General features: G+C 55.8%; 15 protein-coding genes. 5 read left to right on the forward strand and 10 right to left on the reverse strand.

The genetic code is table 11. The features are described from left to right. Positions 1 to 161 precede the first annotated feature (161 nt). The gene (locus ACTQY1_RS02475; protein ID WP_329778164.1) at positions 162 to 992 is read left to right on the forward strand and encodes a 4Fe-4S binding protein; all 831 of its coding nucleotides are present in this window, start codon (positions 162 to 164) and stop codon (positions 990 to 992) included. Positions 993 to 1066: 74 nt separating this feature from the next. On the opposite strand, the gene ACTQY1_RS02480 is transcribed toward ACTQY1_RS02475, so the two are convergent. After that, complete coding sequence (locus ACTQY1_RS02480; RefSeq protein ID WP_022487459.1) at positions 1067 to 1597, reverse strand: nitroreductase; 531 nt, start codon at positions 1595 to 1597, stop codon at positions 1067 to 1069. A gap of 176 nt (positions 1598 to 1773) precedes the next feature. Between ACTQY1_RS02480 and ACTQY1_RS02485 the strand changes: the two genes are divergently transcribed. After that, a complete protein-coding gene (locus tag ACTQY1_RS02485) occupies positions 1774 to 2673 on the forward strand; it encodes a hypothetical protein (RefSeq protein WP_022487460.1) in 900 nt (299 codons plus the stop codon). Positions 2674 to 2717: 44 nt separating this feature from the next. Here ACTQY1_RS02485 and ACTQY1_RS02490 read toward each other — a convergent pair whose 3' ends face one another. The 3 genes from ACTQY1_RS02490 to ACTQY1_RS02500 are packed head-to-tail and all read right to left on the reverse strand — an operon-like array spanning position 2718 to position 5444. Beyond that, on the reverse strand, positions 2718 to 3938 hold the full coding sequence (locus ACTQY1_RS02490) for a dicarboxylate/amino acid:cation symporter (RefSeq protein ID WP_022487461.1): 1221 nt from the start codon (positions 3936 to 3938) through the stop codon (positions 2718 to 2720). Positions 3939 to 3968: 30 nt separating this feature from the next. Continuing rightward, a complete protein-coding gene (locus tag ACTQY1_RS02495; RefSeq protein WP_022487462.1) occupies positions 3969 to 5129 on the reverse strand; it encodes a UxaA family hydrolase in 1161 nt (386 codons plus the stop codon). Between the two features lie 12 nt (positions 5130 to 5141). Beyond that, the gene (locus tag ACTQY1_RS02500; RefSeq protein ID WP_022487463.1) at positions 5142 to 5444 is read right to left on the reverse strand and encodes a UxaA family hydrolase; all 303 of its coding nucleotides are present in this window, start codon (positions 5442 to 5444) and stop codon (positions 5142 to 5144) included. Positions 5445 to 5568: 124 nt separating this feature from the next. On the opposite strand from ACTQY1_RS02500, the gene ACTQY1_RS02505 reads away from it, so the two are divergent. Then, a complete protein-coding gene (locus tag ACTQY1_RS02505; RefSeq protein ID WP_441373754.1) occupies positions 5569 to 6501 on the forward strand; it encodes a LysR family transcriptional regulator in 933 nt (310 codons plus the stop codon). 98 nt (positions 6502 to 6599) lie between these two features. Here ACTQY1_RS02505 and ACTQY1_RS02510 read toward each other — a convergent pair whose 3' ends face one another. From ACTQY1_RS02510 to ACTQY1_RS02520, 3 genes are read right to left on the reverse strand one after another with little or no spacing between them, the layout of a single operon-like run. After that, positions 6600 to 8081 carry an aminoacyl-histidine dipeptidase gene (locus ACTQY1_RS02510; protein WP_441373755.1) on the reverse strand — a complete coding sequence of 494 codons (1482 nt, stop codon included), beginning with the start codon at positions 8079 to 8081 and terminating at the stop codon, positions 6600 to 6602. A gap of 15 nt (positions 8082 to 8096) precedes the next feature. Beyond that, positions 8097 to 9506 (reverse strand): YfcC family protein, encoded by a 1410-nt coding sequence (locus tag ACTQY1_RS02515; RefSeq protein ID WP_022487466.1) that lies wholly within the window; start codon positions 9504 to 9506, stop codon positions 8097 to 8099. 17 nt (positions 9507 to 9523) lie between these two features. Beyond that, a complete protein-coding gene (locus tag ACTQY1_RS02520) occupies positions 9524 to 10252 on the reverse strand; it encodes a TetR family transcriptional regulator (protein WP_441373756.1) in 729 nt (242 codons plus the stop codon). A 169-nt stretch (positions 10253 to 10421) separates the two neighbouring features. Here ACTQY1_RS02520 and ACTQY1_RS02525 point away from each other — a divergent pair, with 169 nt between their 5' ends. Continuing rightward, on the forward strand, positions 10422 to 11264 hold the full coding sequence (locus ACTQY1_RS02525) for a DMT family transporter (protein ID WP_288310405.1): 843 nt from the start codon (positions 10422 to 10424) through the stop codon (positions 11262 to 11264). Between the two features lie 82 nt (positions 11265 to 11346). Here the strand turns inward: ACTQY1_RS02525 and ACTQY1_RS02530 are convergent, their stop codons facing one another. Together ACTQY1_RS02530 and murI are read right to left on the reverse strand one after the other, a co-directional pair. Further along, on the reverse strand, positions 11347 to 11859 hold the full coding sequence (locus tag ACTQY1_RS02530; RefSeq protein WP_022487580.1) for a transcription repressor NadR: 513 nt from the start codon (positions 11857 to 11859) through the stop codon (positions 11347 to 11349). Between the two features lie 142 nt (positions 11860 to 12001). Further along, positions 12002 to 12838 carry a glutamate racemase gene (murI, locus tag ACTQY1_RS02535; protein ID WP_118287216.1) on the reverse strand — a complete coding sequence of 279 codons (837 nt, stop codon included), beginning with the start codon at positions 12836 to 12838 and terminating at the stop codon, positions 12002 to 12004. A gap of 284 nt (positions 12839 to 13122) precedes the next feature. Between murI and ACTQY1_RS02540 the strand changes: the two genes are divergently transcribed. Further along, positions 13123 to 13458 (forward strand): DUF3870 domain-containing protein, encoded by a 336-nt coding sequence (locus ACTQY1_RS02540; RefSeq protein WP_022487582.1) that lies wholly within the window; start codon positions 13123 to 13125, stop codon positions 13456 to 13458. Between the two features lie 28 nt (positions 13459 to 13486). On the opposite strand, the gene ACTQY1_RS02545 is transcribed toward ACTQY1_RS02540, so the two are convergent. After that, on the reverse strand, positions 13487 to 13727 hold a 241-nt coding region (locus ACTQY1_RS02545; protein ID WP_441373757.1), incomplete at its 5' end, for a hypothetical protein.

The raw sequence follows: 13727 nt of genomic DNA on the forward strand, positions 1-13727 counted from the left end.
TGTCTTTGGTAGGTTTGCTGTTTTTATTATAGGCCATTTCCGGGACCGGTAGCAAATTTTTTGAAAGGAAGGCCCTGGCACTGGCTTTTCTCTTGAAAATAGGGTATGATAAAAAGAAAATCCATTGGCTGAAAATTCAGTTCTTTAGGGAGGTCTTGTTCTTGATTACCCATATTGCCGCCATTTCTTTCAGTCCCACCGGTCAGACGGAAGCCCTGGTCCGGGAATTCGGGGAACAGCTGGCCCGCCGTTTCCAGGCAGAAGGGGTCACCCTGTCCCATCATTCCTTCACCCTGCCCCAGGATCAGCAGACTCTCCATACCTTCGGTCCCGCCACCCTGGTGATCTTCGGGATGCCCACCTATGCCGGCCGGATTCCCAACAAGGCCCTGCCCTTTGTCCAGCAGCTGTTTTCCGGAGATCCGGAAAACAAGACCCCGGCTGTGGCCCTGGTGACCTTCGGCAACCGGAGTTACGACAGCTCTCTGACGGAACTTCGGGATGAACTGGAAAAGAAGGATTTCCGGGTGTTCGCTGCCGGTGCCTTTGCCGCTCCCCACGCCTTTGCCGCCATCGGCCGGGATCATCCCACGGTTCAAGACAAAGAAAAATTCCAGGAACTGCTGGACCGGGTGGAAGGAAAACTCCGGAGCGGAGAGCCTCTGGAAAGAGTGAGCATCAACGGAGACGCCCCGGTGGCCCCCTACTACATCCCTCTGGGAGAAGACGGCCAGCCTGCCAAGTTCCTGAAAGCCAAGCCCCAAACGGACCTGACCAAATGCGATCACTGCGGCAAATGCGCCCAGGTGTGTCCCATGGGGTCCATCAATCCGGAAAACACCGATGAAGTCCCCGGCATCTGCATCAAATGTCAGGCCTGCATCAAATACTGTCCCAAAGGGGCCAAATATTTCGACGATCCCCGCTTTCTCTCCCACAAAGCCATGCTGGAGAAGAATTACCAGAGGACGGCGGAATCGGAAGTATTTTAAAAGGGGTGCTGCTGACGCAGCACCCCTTTTGTCGCGACCCGCGACCGGAGCATATTGCCTCTGCAATATGCTCCTTATTTCATCCAATACACCCGATGTTCCTTCCGCAGGGGAGCGATGGGGATATCTCCCTTTACATAGCCCACTGCGCAGTGGCCGATGCCTTCCCATTCGCCGGTGATACCCAGGGTTTTCAGCAGAGCTTTGCCTTCCGGCCGTTCGAATTCTTCCTTGGCCCGATGGATCCAGCAGCTGCCCAGGCCCAGAGAATGGGCGGCCAGCATCAGATTCCCCATGACCAGGGACCCGTCATACACTTCCGTGGGCTTCGTCTTGTCCGCCAGTACGATGAGCACGGCCGGTGCCCCGTAAAAAGGATCGAAATCCGGAGCCCAGCCGCCGATTTCACAGTTCAGCCGGCTCAGCCGCTTCACCATGGCCGGGTTGGTAATGGCCAGGATGATGGTATCCTGGCTGCCTCTGCCACTGGGGGCATAGAGTCCTGCCTTGATGATTTCCTGAAGATCGGTTTCCGGCACCGGGTCCGGTTTGAAACTGCGGATGCTCCTGCGGAGCTGCATGGCTTCCAGTACTTCGTTGTTCATGGTATCCTCTCCTTTTCCAGTTATCTGCTGTCATGATACCATATCCCCCGGCCCTCGCACCGGTTCTTCCCGAAAAGTTCAAAACTTTTTCCTTTGACTTTCCTCCTTGAATGTGACATGCTAAGAGGATAGAATAAGGAACAAACAGACGTTGATCTGAAAAGGAGGCTTTTTTTATGGCATTGTTATCGAAAATCCGTGCGGCAGGCCTGTCCCTGCTGCTGGTGCTTTCCGCCGGCTCCCTGGCCCAGGCTGCTTCTCCCGTAGACAAGGCTGTGGTGAAAGACATGGTCCGTGTCCAGAGCGTCATGGCCAAGGAAAAATACATCCAGTACGAAATGAAGGGCACCCTGTTCAGCCCCATCGGAGTGGGGAACCTGTCCCTTACCGGGAACGGAGTGGAAGAAACAGACAAAAAGAATACCCGGATGGAAAAGCTCAGCGGAGATCTCCACGGCACCGGGGAGCTGACCCTGCTCACCGGCCAGCAGACCGCCAGCCAGCCCATTGACGCCTATTTCTTTGCGGAAAAAGGCCAGCTGACCCAGTACATCAACAGCGGCAAAGGCTGGGCCAAAAGTGTCCGTCCCTACACCCTGCCTCTCCTGCCCAATCCGGACAGCAAAAAAGCCGAAAAGGAACTGCTGGAGTACCTGTCTTCCGCCAAGGTAACCAAGGAAACCAGCCGGGAAAAGACCCTGGAATTCACCCTGGACGGCCAGAAGCTGGCCAATAAGCTGGCCCAGGATCCGGAATTCAAAAAGCAGAAGGATGCAGAACAGATCCAGTCCCTGGTGGCCCAGGTAAAGGACGTGCCCTACACAGTGGTGCTGGATAAAAAGACCTGGCGGATGAAACGGCTGGGCATGGACATGACCCCGGTGCTCCAGACCACCGGCGGTTACATCCTGGATGCCGCCGCCAAGACCAAAAAGATCACCCCGGAGCAGCAGCAGATGTTCACCAGCCTGCTGGGAAGCTCCACCCTGGTCTTCGCCTTCCAGTTCGACTACCAGCAGGGTAAAGACGTGACCCTGCCGGAAGCCGTGGAAAAAGCAGCCAAAACAGCAGAATGAAAGAAGAGGGTGCTGCACGCAAGGTACAGCACCCTCTTCTTTTTTTATCTTTTCAGCGTTCCTTCCGACTGGGCCACGATGACCGCTGTTGCCGCATCTCCCACGATGTTGGGTACGCAGCGGGCCATGTTCAGGATCCGGTCGATCCCTGCCAAAAGGCCGATGGCTTCCATGGGCAGATTCACCGAACTGAGCACAATGGTCAGCATGACCAGCCCGGACCCGGGAATTCCCGCCGTCCCGATAGAGGCCAGGGTGGCAGTCAGCATGATCATCACCTGCTGGGTAAAGGTCAGTTCCACCCCGAAGATCTGGGCCGTGAACACCACAGCAACCGCTTCATAAATGGCCGTCCCGTTCATGTTCATGACAGCGCCGAAGGGAATCACAAAATTGGCGGTTTCTTCATCCACCCCCACTTTCTTTACACAGGCCAGGTTCAGGGGGATGGTGGCCACACTGGAACAGGTGGCAAACACAAAAGTCATGGCTTCCTTCATGTTCTTCAGGAATTTCAGGGGACTGACCCGGCCGAATACGCCCACCATCAGAACAGCCTGGACCACCAGCAGATACACCACAGCACACAGATACATAGCCCCGATGGTCTTGATGTAGGGGATCAGGATGGCCGTCCCGTTTTTCCCCACAACGGAGGCCATCAGTCCCAGCACCCCGTAGGGAGTGAATTCCAGAGCCATGTTGGTGATTTCCTTCATTACTTCCTGGCCTGCCCGGCAGCAATCCAGCAGGGGCTTGCCCTTGTCACCCAGTTTCAGCAGGGCGAAACCCATGATCAGGGCAAAGAAGATGATCTGGAGCAGATTCTGTTTGGCCAGTGAAGCAAAGATGTTCACCGGGATGATATTGATCACCGTATCCAGCATGGAAGCCGGTGCCTGTCCCTTGGGCTGAGGAGCTGCCACATTGCTCAGTTCCACCCCGGCACCAATGTTCATCATGTTGCTCACCACCAGCCCCAGGACAATGGCCAATGCCGTGCTGACCAGGAAGATGATGACCGTTTTGATGCCGATCCGTCCCAGCCGTTTGCCGTCTCCCACATCTGCTGCCGCACAGACCAGCAGGGTAAATACCAGAGGAGCCACCACCATGGTCAGCAGATTGGTCAGGATGGTCCCCAGGGGCTTCAGTACTTCGGCCCGGGGTCCCAGGACCAGTCCCAGGACAATCCCCAGGACAAACCCGATCATGATCCGGGTGAAAAGGCTCAGCCGATTCCACGGTTTACAAATAAATCCCATTTTTCATCGCTCTCCTTTTCCCTTTTTCCATCAGACAAACCGGCACACATGATCCACGGCAATATCCGAGAAGCCAAAAGCTTCCGCTTTGGTCATCTTGCCGTTGCACACATCCTGGATCACCTGGAGCATGTCTTTGCCGCATTCCTTGAAGGTTTTTTCGCCCCGGACAATGGCACTTACATCCACATCCATGTTGTCTTCCATTTTCCGGTAGGTCCGTTCATTGCCCGTAACCTTGATGACCGGTACAATGGCATTCCCGGTGGGAGTCCCCCGGCCGGTGGTGAAGATCACCGCATTGCAGCCCCCGGCTACCATGGAGGTTACGGAAGAAATGTCGTACCCTGCCGTATCCATCACAATGGCGCCCTGGCAGGAAGGCCGTGCTGCCTGTTCCAGCACTTCCACAATGGGACGGGTACCGCCTTTGCGGATGCAGCCCAGGCTCTTTTCATCCAGGGTGGAAAGTCCCCCTGCCTTGTTCCCCGGGGTAGGCTGCCCGGCCCGGCAGTCCTGGCCGGCGGCCATCAGATGGGCCTCATAGTCTTTGCAGATCTGGATGATCTGGTTGTGGATGTGGGGAGTGGCTGCCCGTTTGGCCAGTACATGTTCCGCACCGATCCATTCGATGGATTCGCTCATGATGGTAGAAGCCCCCAGGTCCACCAGCAGGTCACTCAGTTCTCCCACAGCCGGGTTGCTGGCAATGCCGCTGGTGGCATCGGATCCGCCGCATTCGATGCCCAGCAGCAGATTGGAAATGTCACACAGTTCTTTCTGCTGGAGCGCTGCTTCCGCTGCCATTTCCCGGGCCGCCCGGACTGCTTTTTCGATGGTCTTCAGGGTGCCTCCCTCGTCCTGGATGCCAAAAGAAACAACCGGTTTGGAGGTCATCTGCTGGATTTTTTCCTTCAGTTTCAGATGAGGTACGGTTTCACAGCCCAGACCAATGATCACCACCCCGTACACATTGGGGTTGCAGGCAAATCCTGTGAGCACCTTCTGGGACATGGCCGTGTTGGCCGCCACATCGGAGCATCCGGTATTGAAAATGATGTTTACGGCTCCCTTGACCTGGCTGGCTACGATACGGGCCGTTTCACTGCCGCAGGCGCAGGTGGGCAGGATCAGGACATGATTGCGGATCCCGGCTCTTCCTTCTTTTCTCTTATATCCCCAAAATTCCATGATTGTCACTCCTTATTCCTTTACAAATTCCTGTTCATAATCTCTGGGCACACTGAAGATATTTTTGTCAGAGACCCAATGGCCCTTCCCGATGGGTTCCCGGGTCTTTCCCAGCAATTCTCCATATTTGATCACCGAACCATCCTTGGGCAGATCCACCAGGGCGATTTTATGACAGAACGGAATGTCTTCCTTTGCCTCCAGCGTTTCCATTTTTCCATCTTTCTGATAAACCACCTGATCCCCTTTCCGGATTTCGGCCACACAGGTGACCACATTGTCCTGGTCGTCCATCAGCAGTCCATTGATTTTCATACTTTTCCTCCCCTTCGGAATTCCTTGATTTTTCTTATATTTACAATATCATTCTTTTGCTATATAATCCAATTTATCATATATATAATTCTATAAACTAGTTTTATAAGAAGAGGTGGATTCCATGAATGCCGACTATGAATACATCTACACCATTTATCGGGAAGGCAGTTTTACCCGGGCCGCAGAAAAACTGTTTATCACCCAGCCTGCCCTGAGCATCGCCCTGCGGAAGATCGAAGCCCGGATCGGCATGCCTCTGTTCATCCGGAACCGGCGCCCGATACAGCTGACCCCAGCCGGTGTCCTTTATTTGAAAGCCATCCGGAAAATGCAGCACCTGGAAAAAGATCTGGACCGGGAAGTCCAGCAGCTGAAAGATCTCCAGACAGGCAGTCTCACCATCGGAGGGAGCCATTATATCCTTTCTTACAAAATCCCCAACCTGCTGACAGCCTTTGCAGAAACATACCCCAGGATTCAGCTGAAGCTCATTGAAGAAGGTTCTGATGCCCTTCTATCCCTTCTGGAAAGAGAAGACCTGGATCTGACCTTCAGCTGCGATCCAACCATCATCCGGCGCCACAGCCATCACTACCGGGCTTTTCAGGACCAGATCCTGCTGGCTGTGCCCCGTTCCTATCCACTGCCTGATCCGCTGCTGCCCAGTGCCCTGACCTGCCAGGATGTGCTGGAAGGCCGGGCCGGTCAGCCGGACTGCCCCTCCCTCCCTTTGGCCCGATTCCAGGATCTGCCCTTCATCCTTCTGACCCCAGGAAACAACCTCCATCAGCGCTGTCAGATCCTGTTCAGGGAAGCCGGCTTCACTCCCCATGTCAAACTGATGCTTTCCCAGCTGGCCACCGCCTACCGGCTGGCAGAGCATGGACTGGCCGCCACCTTTGTCAGTGATGCCATGGTTTCCCGGGACAGCGAAGCCCTTTTGTTCTTCAGGCTTTCTGATCGGGACTGCATCCGCACCTTCCATGCCCTGCTGCCGGACAGGGAATTTACCCCATACGCAGTCCGGGCCTTTATCCAGTTGCTGGGAAAATAAAAGAAGGGGGTGTGGAAAATCCACACCCCCGGTCGCAGGTTGCGACCAGAGAGGCTGTGAAGAAGTGAATCTTTTCTTTCTTCACAGCCCCTTATTTTTTATGCAATTTGTTCCAGAAGCTTCTTCAAAAACTCATACATCCTGATGGTGCTCTTTACGCTGAGCCTTTCCTGGGGAGAATGGAGGTCCCAGCAGTCGGGGCCCAGGGAGATGGCGTCTAGGTCCGGTTTCTTCTCGATCAGGCATCCGCACTCCAGGCCGGAATGGATGGGAGTGGCGTCCATTTTTTCTCCAAAGGTTTCCTCATACACCTGCTGGACCAGGGGCGTCAGCCGGGAATCCGGATCATGGGGCCAGCCGGGATAGGCGGCGAATTTCTCGCAGGTCCCCCCCACCATCTGGGCCAGGAGATGGATTTTGTCCCAGATGTATTCCGCCTTGGACCGGAAGGAGGTGCGGATTTCGTAGACCACCACCAGCCGGTTCTGTTCCCGTTCCAGACGGATTTCTCCCAGGTTGTCGGAGCTTTGGACCACCCCGGGCACGGCGGCGTTCATTTCCGAAATTCCGTTGGGAGACAGCACCAGCACCTGGATGAACTTGTCCGTCACTTCCCGGGACACCACCAGTCCGTTGTCCGGTCCCTGGGTCTCTTCCACGGAAATCTTCAGATTGGCAGCCACGGCCTTGTATTCCCGGCGCAGGTCTTCCGCTGCAGCGTTCACCGCCTGGAGGAAGGCTTCTTCCTTGCCCCGGGGCACCAGCACCACCGCTTCCCCATCCCGGGGAATGGCCAGCCGGAAGGTGCCTCCATGAAGGGAAGACAGCCGGAGGGGCATTTCTTTCCGGGCGGACAGGAGCATCCGGATCAGGAAAATATTGGCGTTTCCCCGGCCCCGGTGGATGTCTTCCCCTGAATGGCCTCCCTGGAGCCCTTCCACCTTCAGATGGAAGAACCGGGACCCTTCCGGCACCGCTTCCCAGGTCACCGGCAGGTGGAAGTTCACCCCGAAGCCTCCGCAGCTGCCGGTTACCGAATGGCGTTCCACCGCATTGTCGATGTTCACCAGGTAATGGGACCGGAAATCACTGGCGTCCACATTCTGGGCCCCGCTAAGGTCTTCTTCCTCGGCGGTGGTCAGCAACACTTCCAGTTCCGGATGGGCAAAGGACCCGTCTTCCAAAAGGGCCAGAGCCAGCGCCACCCCGATGCCGTCATCGGCCCCCAGGGTGGTCCGCCCTCCGGTGGACAGGATATCCCCCTCCAGTTCCAGATGGATGGGATCCTGCAGGAAGTCGTGTTCCACCCCCTTTGCCTTCTGGCAGACCATGTCCAGATGGGCCTGGAGCATGACCCCCGGCCGGTTTTCGTATCCAGGGGAAGCCGGCTTCCGCAGCAGCACATTGTTCCATTCATCCTGACGGACGGCATAGCCTTTTTCCCGGGCCCACTGGAACAGGGCATCGCTGAGGGCCTTTTCCTTAAAGGAAGGGTGAGGGATCTGGCAGATCCTGGCAAAGTGCCGGAACACCGGATGCCGGAGCAGTTCTTCCAGGCTGCCGAAATTTTCTTTTTCCATCATACTGCCTCCTTGTCAGAACGGACCATAGTGGATCTGGACGGCAATCACCATGAACACCATGGCCACCACGCACCAGATGGCAAAGAGAGGCGCCAGCCAGCGGAACCATTTCCCGAAGGAGATGTGGGCCATGGCACAGGCGGCCACCACTTCCCCACTGGTGGGAGCAAACACGTTGGTGAAGGCATCCCCCATCTGAAAGGCCAGCACAGCCGTCTGCCGGGTGACCCCGATGAGATCCGCCAGCGGGGCAAACAGAGGCATGGTAATGGCCGCCTTGCCGCTGCCGGAAGGCACCAGCACGTTGAACAGATCCTGGACGATGAACATGCCGCAGGCACTGAGGGTGGGCGGCAGCCCGTTCAGCAGGCTGGCCATGTAGTGGATCACCGTATCCATAATGTGGGCGTTCTGCATGATCAGCACCGCCGCGTTGCACATGCCAATGACCAGGTTGGCAAACAGCATGTTGCTGCAGCCGGCCAGGAAGGCATCGGCGATTTCCCCGGAGGACAGGCCCCCGATGATCCCGGCCAGGATCCCGCACACCAGGAACAGCCCGGCCATTTCGTTGATGTAGAAGTCAAATTTCAGTACGCCCAGGACCACGGCGCCGATGGTGGCCACAAACAGCACCAGCACCAGTTTGTGCCGGAGGGTGATCACTGGAGTTTCCTGGAGTTTCAGATGGCTGTTGTACAGCAGGTCTTCTTCCCGGACCGTACTCAGTTCCGGATTCTTCCGGACTTTGTTGGCATACCACATCACATAGGGAATGGTTACGATGTTCATCACCACAAACAGCACAGCCCGGAGTCCCATACCGGAAAACATGGGCAGACCGCAAATGCCCTGGGCCACCCCGATGGTAAAGGGATTGGTCATGGCTCCCGCATAGCCCACCGGCGCCGCACAGAACACAATGGCAATGGCGGTCAGAGAATCGAACCCCATGGCCACGGAAACCCCGATTACCAGAGGGGTGAAGGCCAGGAATTCTTCAAAACAGCCGGCAAAGGCGGACAGCAGGCTGAAAAGCACCATGCACACCGGGATCATCATCAGTTCCCGGCCCTTCATTTTTTCCACCACATTGGACAGTCCGGCGTTAATGGCTCCGGTAGCGTCCATAATGGCAAACATGCCCCCGATGATGAACAGGAAAGAAATGATTTCCGCTGCGTTCTGGAGTCCCAGGGTCAGGGACTGGAACAGATAGAAGGGGCTCACCGGCTGTTGCTGGATGTAATGGAAGGTGGCGGGATCCACCACTTCCTTGTTGAGGACGGGGTTCATCACCCGGCTGTATTCCCCGGCCGGGACGATGTAAGAGGCCAGGAAAGCCAGGAACATGATGATGCCCAGAAGGACCATGGGGTTCAGAGCATGGAGCTTGAAGCCTTTTTTCTTTTCTTCCGCCATTTTGTACCACTCCTTTTTCAGACTGTCTGATCACGGTTGCCCCGGGTGGATTCCCCGGGTCTGGCTGCTGCCAGGACATAGTCGAAAATGTGCAGGAACTGCTTTTCCAGAAGGGGCCGGTCCAGGCTGCTGCCCAAAAGGCAGGCCCGGTGGATGTAGCTGCCATGGAGAGCCACGATGATTTCCAGGGTTTCCGAAGCCCGGTTTCCGGCCACATACCCTTCTTCCACCAGACTCTTCATCATTACCTGATCCCGTTCCACCAGGGTGCCCCGGACCACCATTTCCCGGACATCCGCCGGCAGTCCCTGGAGTTCTTCCGGGAACAGGTCCAGATAATAGACCTGGATCACATGGCCCAGTTTGGCGCTGTACCGGCCAAAGAACATGTTGTAGAAAATCTCCGGGAACCGGAAGGCTCTTTCATTGAAGCACCGGTAGATGGTCCGGTACCGTTCCAGGGCAGCCATCTCCGGTTCCAGGTGCCTGGCCAGGCTCAGCAGGTAATCCCGGAGGAAGCACACCGATCCGAACAGGATCAGTTCGTCCAGGTCCTGGAAATAGTTGTAGAGGGTGGCACTGTTGTACCCGGCCTCGGCGGCGATCCGCCGGATGGTCACTCCGGGGATTCCCTCTTCCTTGAGGATTTTCTCCGTAGCTTCCACGAAATACATCATGTTCCGCTTCTGCCGGAGAGTCAGTTCCTTTCGCTGTTGTTTTTGGATTTCCTGATTTTGGTTTTCCATATGGGGCAGGGCACCTCCTGACTGCTGATCCTGATTCCCGTTCCGGGAAGATGGTTGACAATTTTTCAGGCCGCTTTTATAATATAGCTGATTTCTAATCATGATTATATTTTAATCGTGATTAAACGTCAAGTACGAATTTTTCCTCATTGGAAAGGAGGGTATCCCCATGCCCCGTCTCCCTGCCCTGTCCGGCAGCGCCCTGGTCCTTCTGGGAGCTGTCTGCTGGAGCCTGAATTCCCCTCTGGTGAAGTATCTGACCCTGGACCCCTTCCTGATCTGCGGACTCCGGTCCCTGATTGCCGGGCTGGTGCTGCTGCCTTTTGTGCGGCCCCGGGAAATCGCCTGGAACCGGTACCTCTTGGCTTATGTCCTGGCCTACTGTGCCCTGTGTCTCAGCGTGATTGTTTCCCTGTCCCTGACTTCCGCCGCCATTGCCATCGGCATGCAGTACACCGCCACCATCTGGCTGTTCCTGCTGTACTGGTTCCAGACCCGGTATTTCAGCCGCCGGGCCTTCCTGCCGGTGGCGGTGATCATGGCCGGGGTCCTGTGCTTCATGCTCTCCGGAGGCAGCGGGGATTCCCATCCTCTAGGGAACCTGATTGCCCTCACGGAAGGGATTTTCTTTGCAGGCATGAGCCTGGCCTCCAAGAAAGCCACCCGGACCAATGCTCTGGGGATCACCGCCATCGGGAACCTGTTCACCGCCCTGGCGGTCTTTCTCCTGTTCCCCACCGCCCGGGCTGCCCTGCCGTCCATGAACGGCCAGGAATGGGGGCTGATGCTGATCCTGGGGGTGGTCCAGGTGGCCGGGGGCTACGGATTTTTCAACCTGGGAGTCCAGAAAATCCCTGCCCGGAAAGCTTCGGTGCTGGCCCTGTGGGAGATGATCCTGGGACCTTTGTGGGTGGCCCTGTTCCTCCACCAGTACCCGGGTCCCATGGTCCTTGCCGGCTTCGCCATCATCCTGGCAGGGATGGTGATGGATGCAAAAGGGGCTGCTGCCTGAGCAACAGCCCCTTTGACCATTGACCGCTGACAAAAAGGCTGCTGCCCGTGTGCGGGTTTCACACGGGCAGCAGCCTTTTTGCTTATTCCACCAGCACCCCCAGTTTCTCCAGGGCTTTGCGGATGGCTTCCATTTCTTCTTCGGTGTTGGTTTCCACCAGATGGGTGTGGATTCCGTTGGACATGGTGGACAGCAGCGGTGCCTTTGTCTCCTTCATCCGCTGGATGTACAGCTGCACGTCTCTCCGGGACCGGAGGTTCAGCTCCCCTTCCATGAAGCCGTATACCTCATGTTCCACAACCACATTGTGGACAACTCCCCCGTTATCCACAATGGCGTTCAGTTCCGCCTCCACCTGGTCCGCCCCATGGCGGCACAAGAAGGATTCCTGCACCCCGTGTTTCCGGAACTCCTGGAGCTGATAGCCCCGAGGGGTGGAAATGATGGGGGTTCCGCTGGCCCGCAGCAGGGCAATGTCTCCTACGATGATCTGACGGCTTACCTGGCATACCCTGGCCATGTCCGTTCCGGTCACCGGTTTGTCGGCTTTTCGGAGCATGGCCAGGATGGTATCCCGTCGTTCTTTGTTTTCCATAATTTTTCACTCCCCGCCTGATAATGATTATTTCATTTCTTTTTATTATATACGAACATTTCTAAAAATTCCACATTCCATCACAATTTATCTTGTTTTGAAAAAATAAGGGATTGTTGCCCAGGCAACAATCCCTTATTTTTCACGCCGTTTTTCCTTCTTTTTCCGGTTGTTCCGGATCTTTTTTCAAATCGATCAGATGGAAGCTGCACTTGCTCAGATCCAGCATCCGGGCCGCCAGCCGCCGTCCCCGTTCCAGGTCGGCGGTAAAGCACACTTCCGCCCGGCCCAGGCCATCCGTCCGTGCCAGCCCCCGTTTTTCCAGGTTTTCCAGAGCATCCTGGGCGGTCCGTTCCGCCGGATCCAGGATGGTCACTTCCGGACCGAATTCCTCTTCGATTTCCTTCCGGACAAAGGGATAATGGGTGCAGGACAGAAGTACCGTATCCACATGATGTTCCCGGAGCTTGTCCGCATATTCGTGGATGGCCGCCTTCAGTTCCGGCGTGCCGAATTTTTCTCCTTCAATCAGCGGCACGAACTTGGGACACCCCTGTCCGAATACCTGGATTTCCGGGCTGATCCGCTGGATTTCCCGTTTGTGGGCCCCGGTGGATACGGTGAAATCCGTGGCAAAAAAGCCCACCCGGTTGTTCTTCGTCACTCCCGGGACCATCCGGGCGCCTTTGGCCATGCCGATCACGTCAAAGGAATGGTTCCCCTTAATCACGTCCAGCCCCAGCACCGTAATGGTATTGCAGGCCACCACCAGCTGTTTGATGTGCCGTTTGTCCAGCCAGTCGGTCATCTCTCCCACAAACCGGGTGATTTCTTCCCGGGGCCGGTTGCCGTAAGGGGTCCGGGCCGTATCCCCGATAAAGATGAAATCTTCGTGGGGCAGCTTGGCCTGGAGCCATTTCAGGACGGTGAGCCCGCCTACGCCGGAATCGATTACGCCAATGGGTTGCTTTGCCTGCATCATAATACTTTACCTCCCGAACTCAAACAAAAAAGGCCTGAACAGACAGTCCCATGGGGAAGGACTGCCAATCCAGGCCTTACAGACGGTCAGAAACAGGGGAAACTGTTCCCAGATCCATAAGGATTTATCCAGTTGTCTTATACTTTCTTCATAACATGTTTAGTATAGCATATTCCCGTCAGCAGTGCAACAGAATTTTGTGAATTTTTCGTCCTGTCATTGACCTCTGCCGGCTTTTTGTGATACCCTAAAATCAATTCATTGCAAAGGAGCTTTCCTCTATGGACAAACACTATCCTTCTGATTCCATTTTTGTCACCGGGGTGGCCAAAGTATCCCGGGAAGACGTGATCAATACCCTGTACGGCACCTTCACCCTGAGCCTGGTAATCCAGCGGAACACCGGCCTGATCCTCCACTGCAGCGCCAACATGATCATGGCGGACACCATCGCCTTTCTCCAGGACATCCTGATCGGGAAAAACCTGCTGAAGGACATGGACCGGATGGTGGAAGAACTCCGCAGCCGGTTCCTGGCCCTGTCCCAGAAGGCGGTGATCGCCGCCCTGAAAGACGCCCAGAACCATTTTTTGACGGTGTATCCGAGGGAGGTGTGAATACCCCCTTCCAGTCACTAGTCAGCAGTCACCAGCCTACAGCCAACGAAAAATTTACAGGCAAATTTTTGAAATGGATAAGCCGAATCCGCAGGGTCGGTTCAAGACTTTTGCCTTTGGCAAAATGTTGCCAGAGCCGCCCGTCTGCAGAAATACAGCAAAACACCCCGGACAGCCACTGTCCGGGGTGTTTTGCTGTGCCGTCTGGGCACAAGCTCCGTTTGTAGGGTTCTATTAGATAATGCCTCTCAGTTTCAGAGGTTCTACCA

Origin of the sequence: Acidaminococcus sp. HCP3S3_G9_1 (assembly GCF_052122455.1) — a bacterium.
GTDB lineage: Bacteria > Bacillota > Negativicutes > Acidaminococcales > Acidaminococcaceae > Acidaminococcus.

Excerpts from the sequence above, each read along its gene's own strand:
- ACTQY1_RS02480 (WP_022487459.1), bottom strand. The coding sequence starts at position 1,597 with ATGAACAACGAAGTACTGGAAGCCATGCAGCTCCGCAGGAGCATCCGC.
- ACTQY1_RS02485 (WP_022487460.1), top strand. The coding sequence starts at position 1,774 with ATGGCATTGTTATCGAAAATCCGTGCGGCAGGCCTGTCCCTGCTGCTG.
- ACTQY1_RS02490 (WP_022487461.1), bottom strand. The coding sequence starts at position 3,938 with ATGGGATTTATTTGTAAACCGTGGAATCGGCTGAGCCTTTTCACCCGG.
- ACTQY1_RS02495 (WP_022487462.1), bottom strand. The coding sequence starts at position 5,129 with ATGGAATTTTGGGGATATAAGAGAAAAGAAGGAAGAGCCGGGATCCGC.
- ACTQY1_RS02500 (WP_022487463.1), bottom strand. The coding sequence starts at position 5,444 with ATGAAAATCAATGGACTGCTGATGGACGACCAGGACAATGTGGTCACC.
- ACTQY1_RS02505 (WP_441373754.1), top strand. The coding sequence starts at position 5,569 with ATGAATGCCGACTATGAATACATCTACACCATTTATCGGGAAGGCAGT.
- ACTQY1_RS02510 (WP_441373755.1), bottom strand. The coding sequence starts at position 8,081 with ATGGAAAAAGAAAATTTCGGCAGCCTGGAAGAACTGCTCCGGCATCCG.
- ACTQY1_RS02515 (WP_022487466.1), bottom strand. The coding sequence starts at position 9,506 with ATGGCGGAAGAAAAGAAAAAAGGCTTCAAGCTCCATGCTCTGAACCCC.
- ACTQY1_RS02520 (WP_441373756.1), bottom strand. The coding sequence starts at position 10,252 with ATGGAAAACCAAAATCAGGAAATCCAAAAACAACAGCGAAAGGAACTG.
- ACTQY1_RS02525 (WP_288310405.1), top strand. The coding sequence starts at position 10,422 with ATGCCCCGTCTCCCTGCCCTGTCCGGCAGCGCCCTGGTCCTTCTGGGA.
- ACTQY1_RS02530 (WP_022487580.1), bottom strand. The coding sequence starts at position 11,859 with ATGGAAAACAAAGAACGACGGGATACCATCCTGGCCATGCTCCGAAAA.
- murI (WP_118287216.1), bottom strand. The coding sequence starts at position 12,838 with ATGCAGGCAAAGCAACCCATTGGCGTAATCGATTCCGGCGTAGGCGGG.
- ACTQY1_RS02540 (WP_022487582.1), top strand. The coding sequence starts at position 13,123 with ATGGACAAACACTATCCTTCTGATTCCATTTTTGTCACCGGGGTGGCC.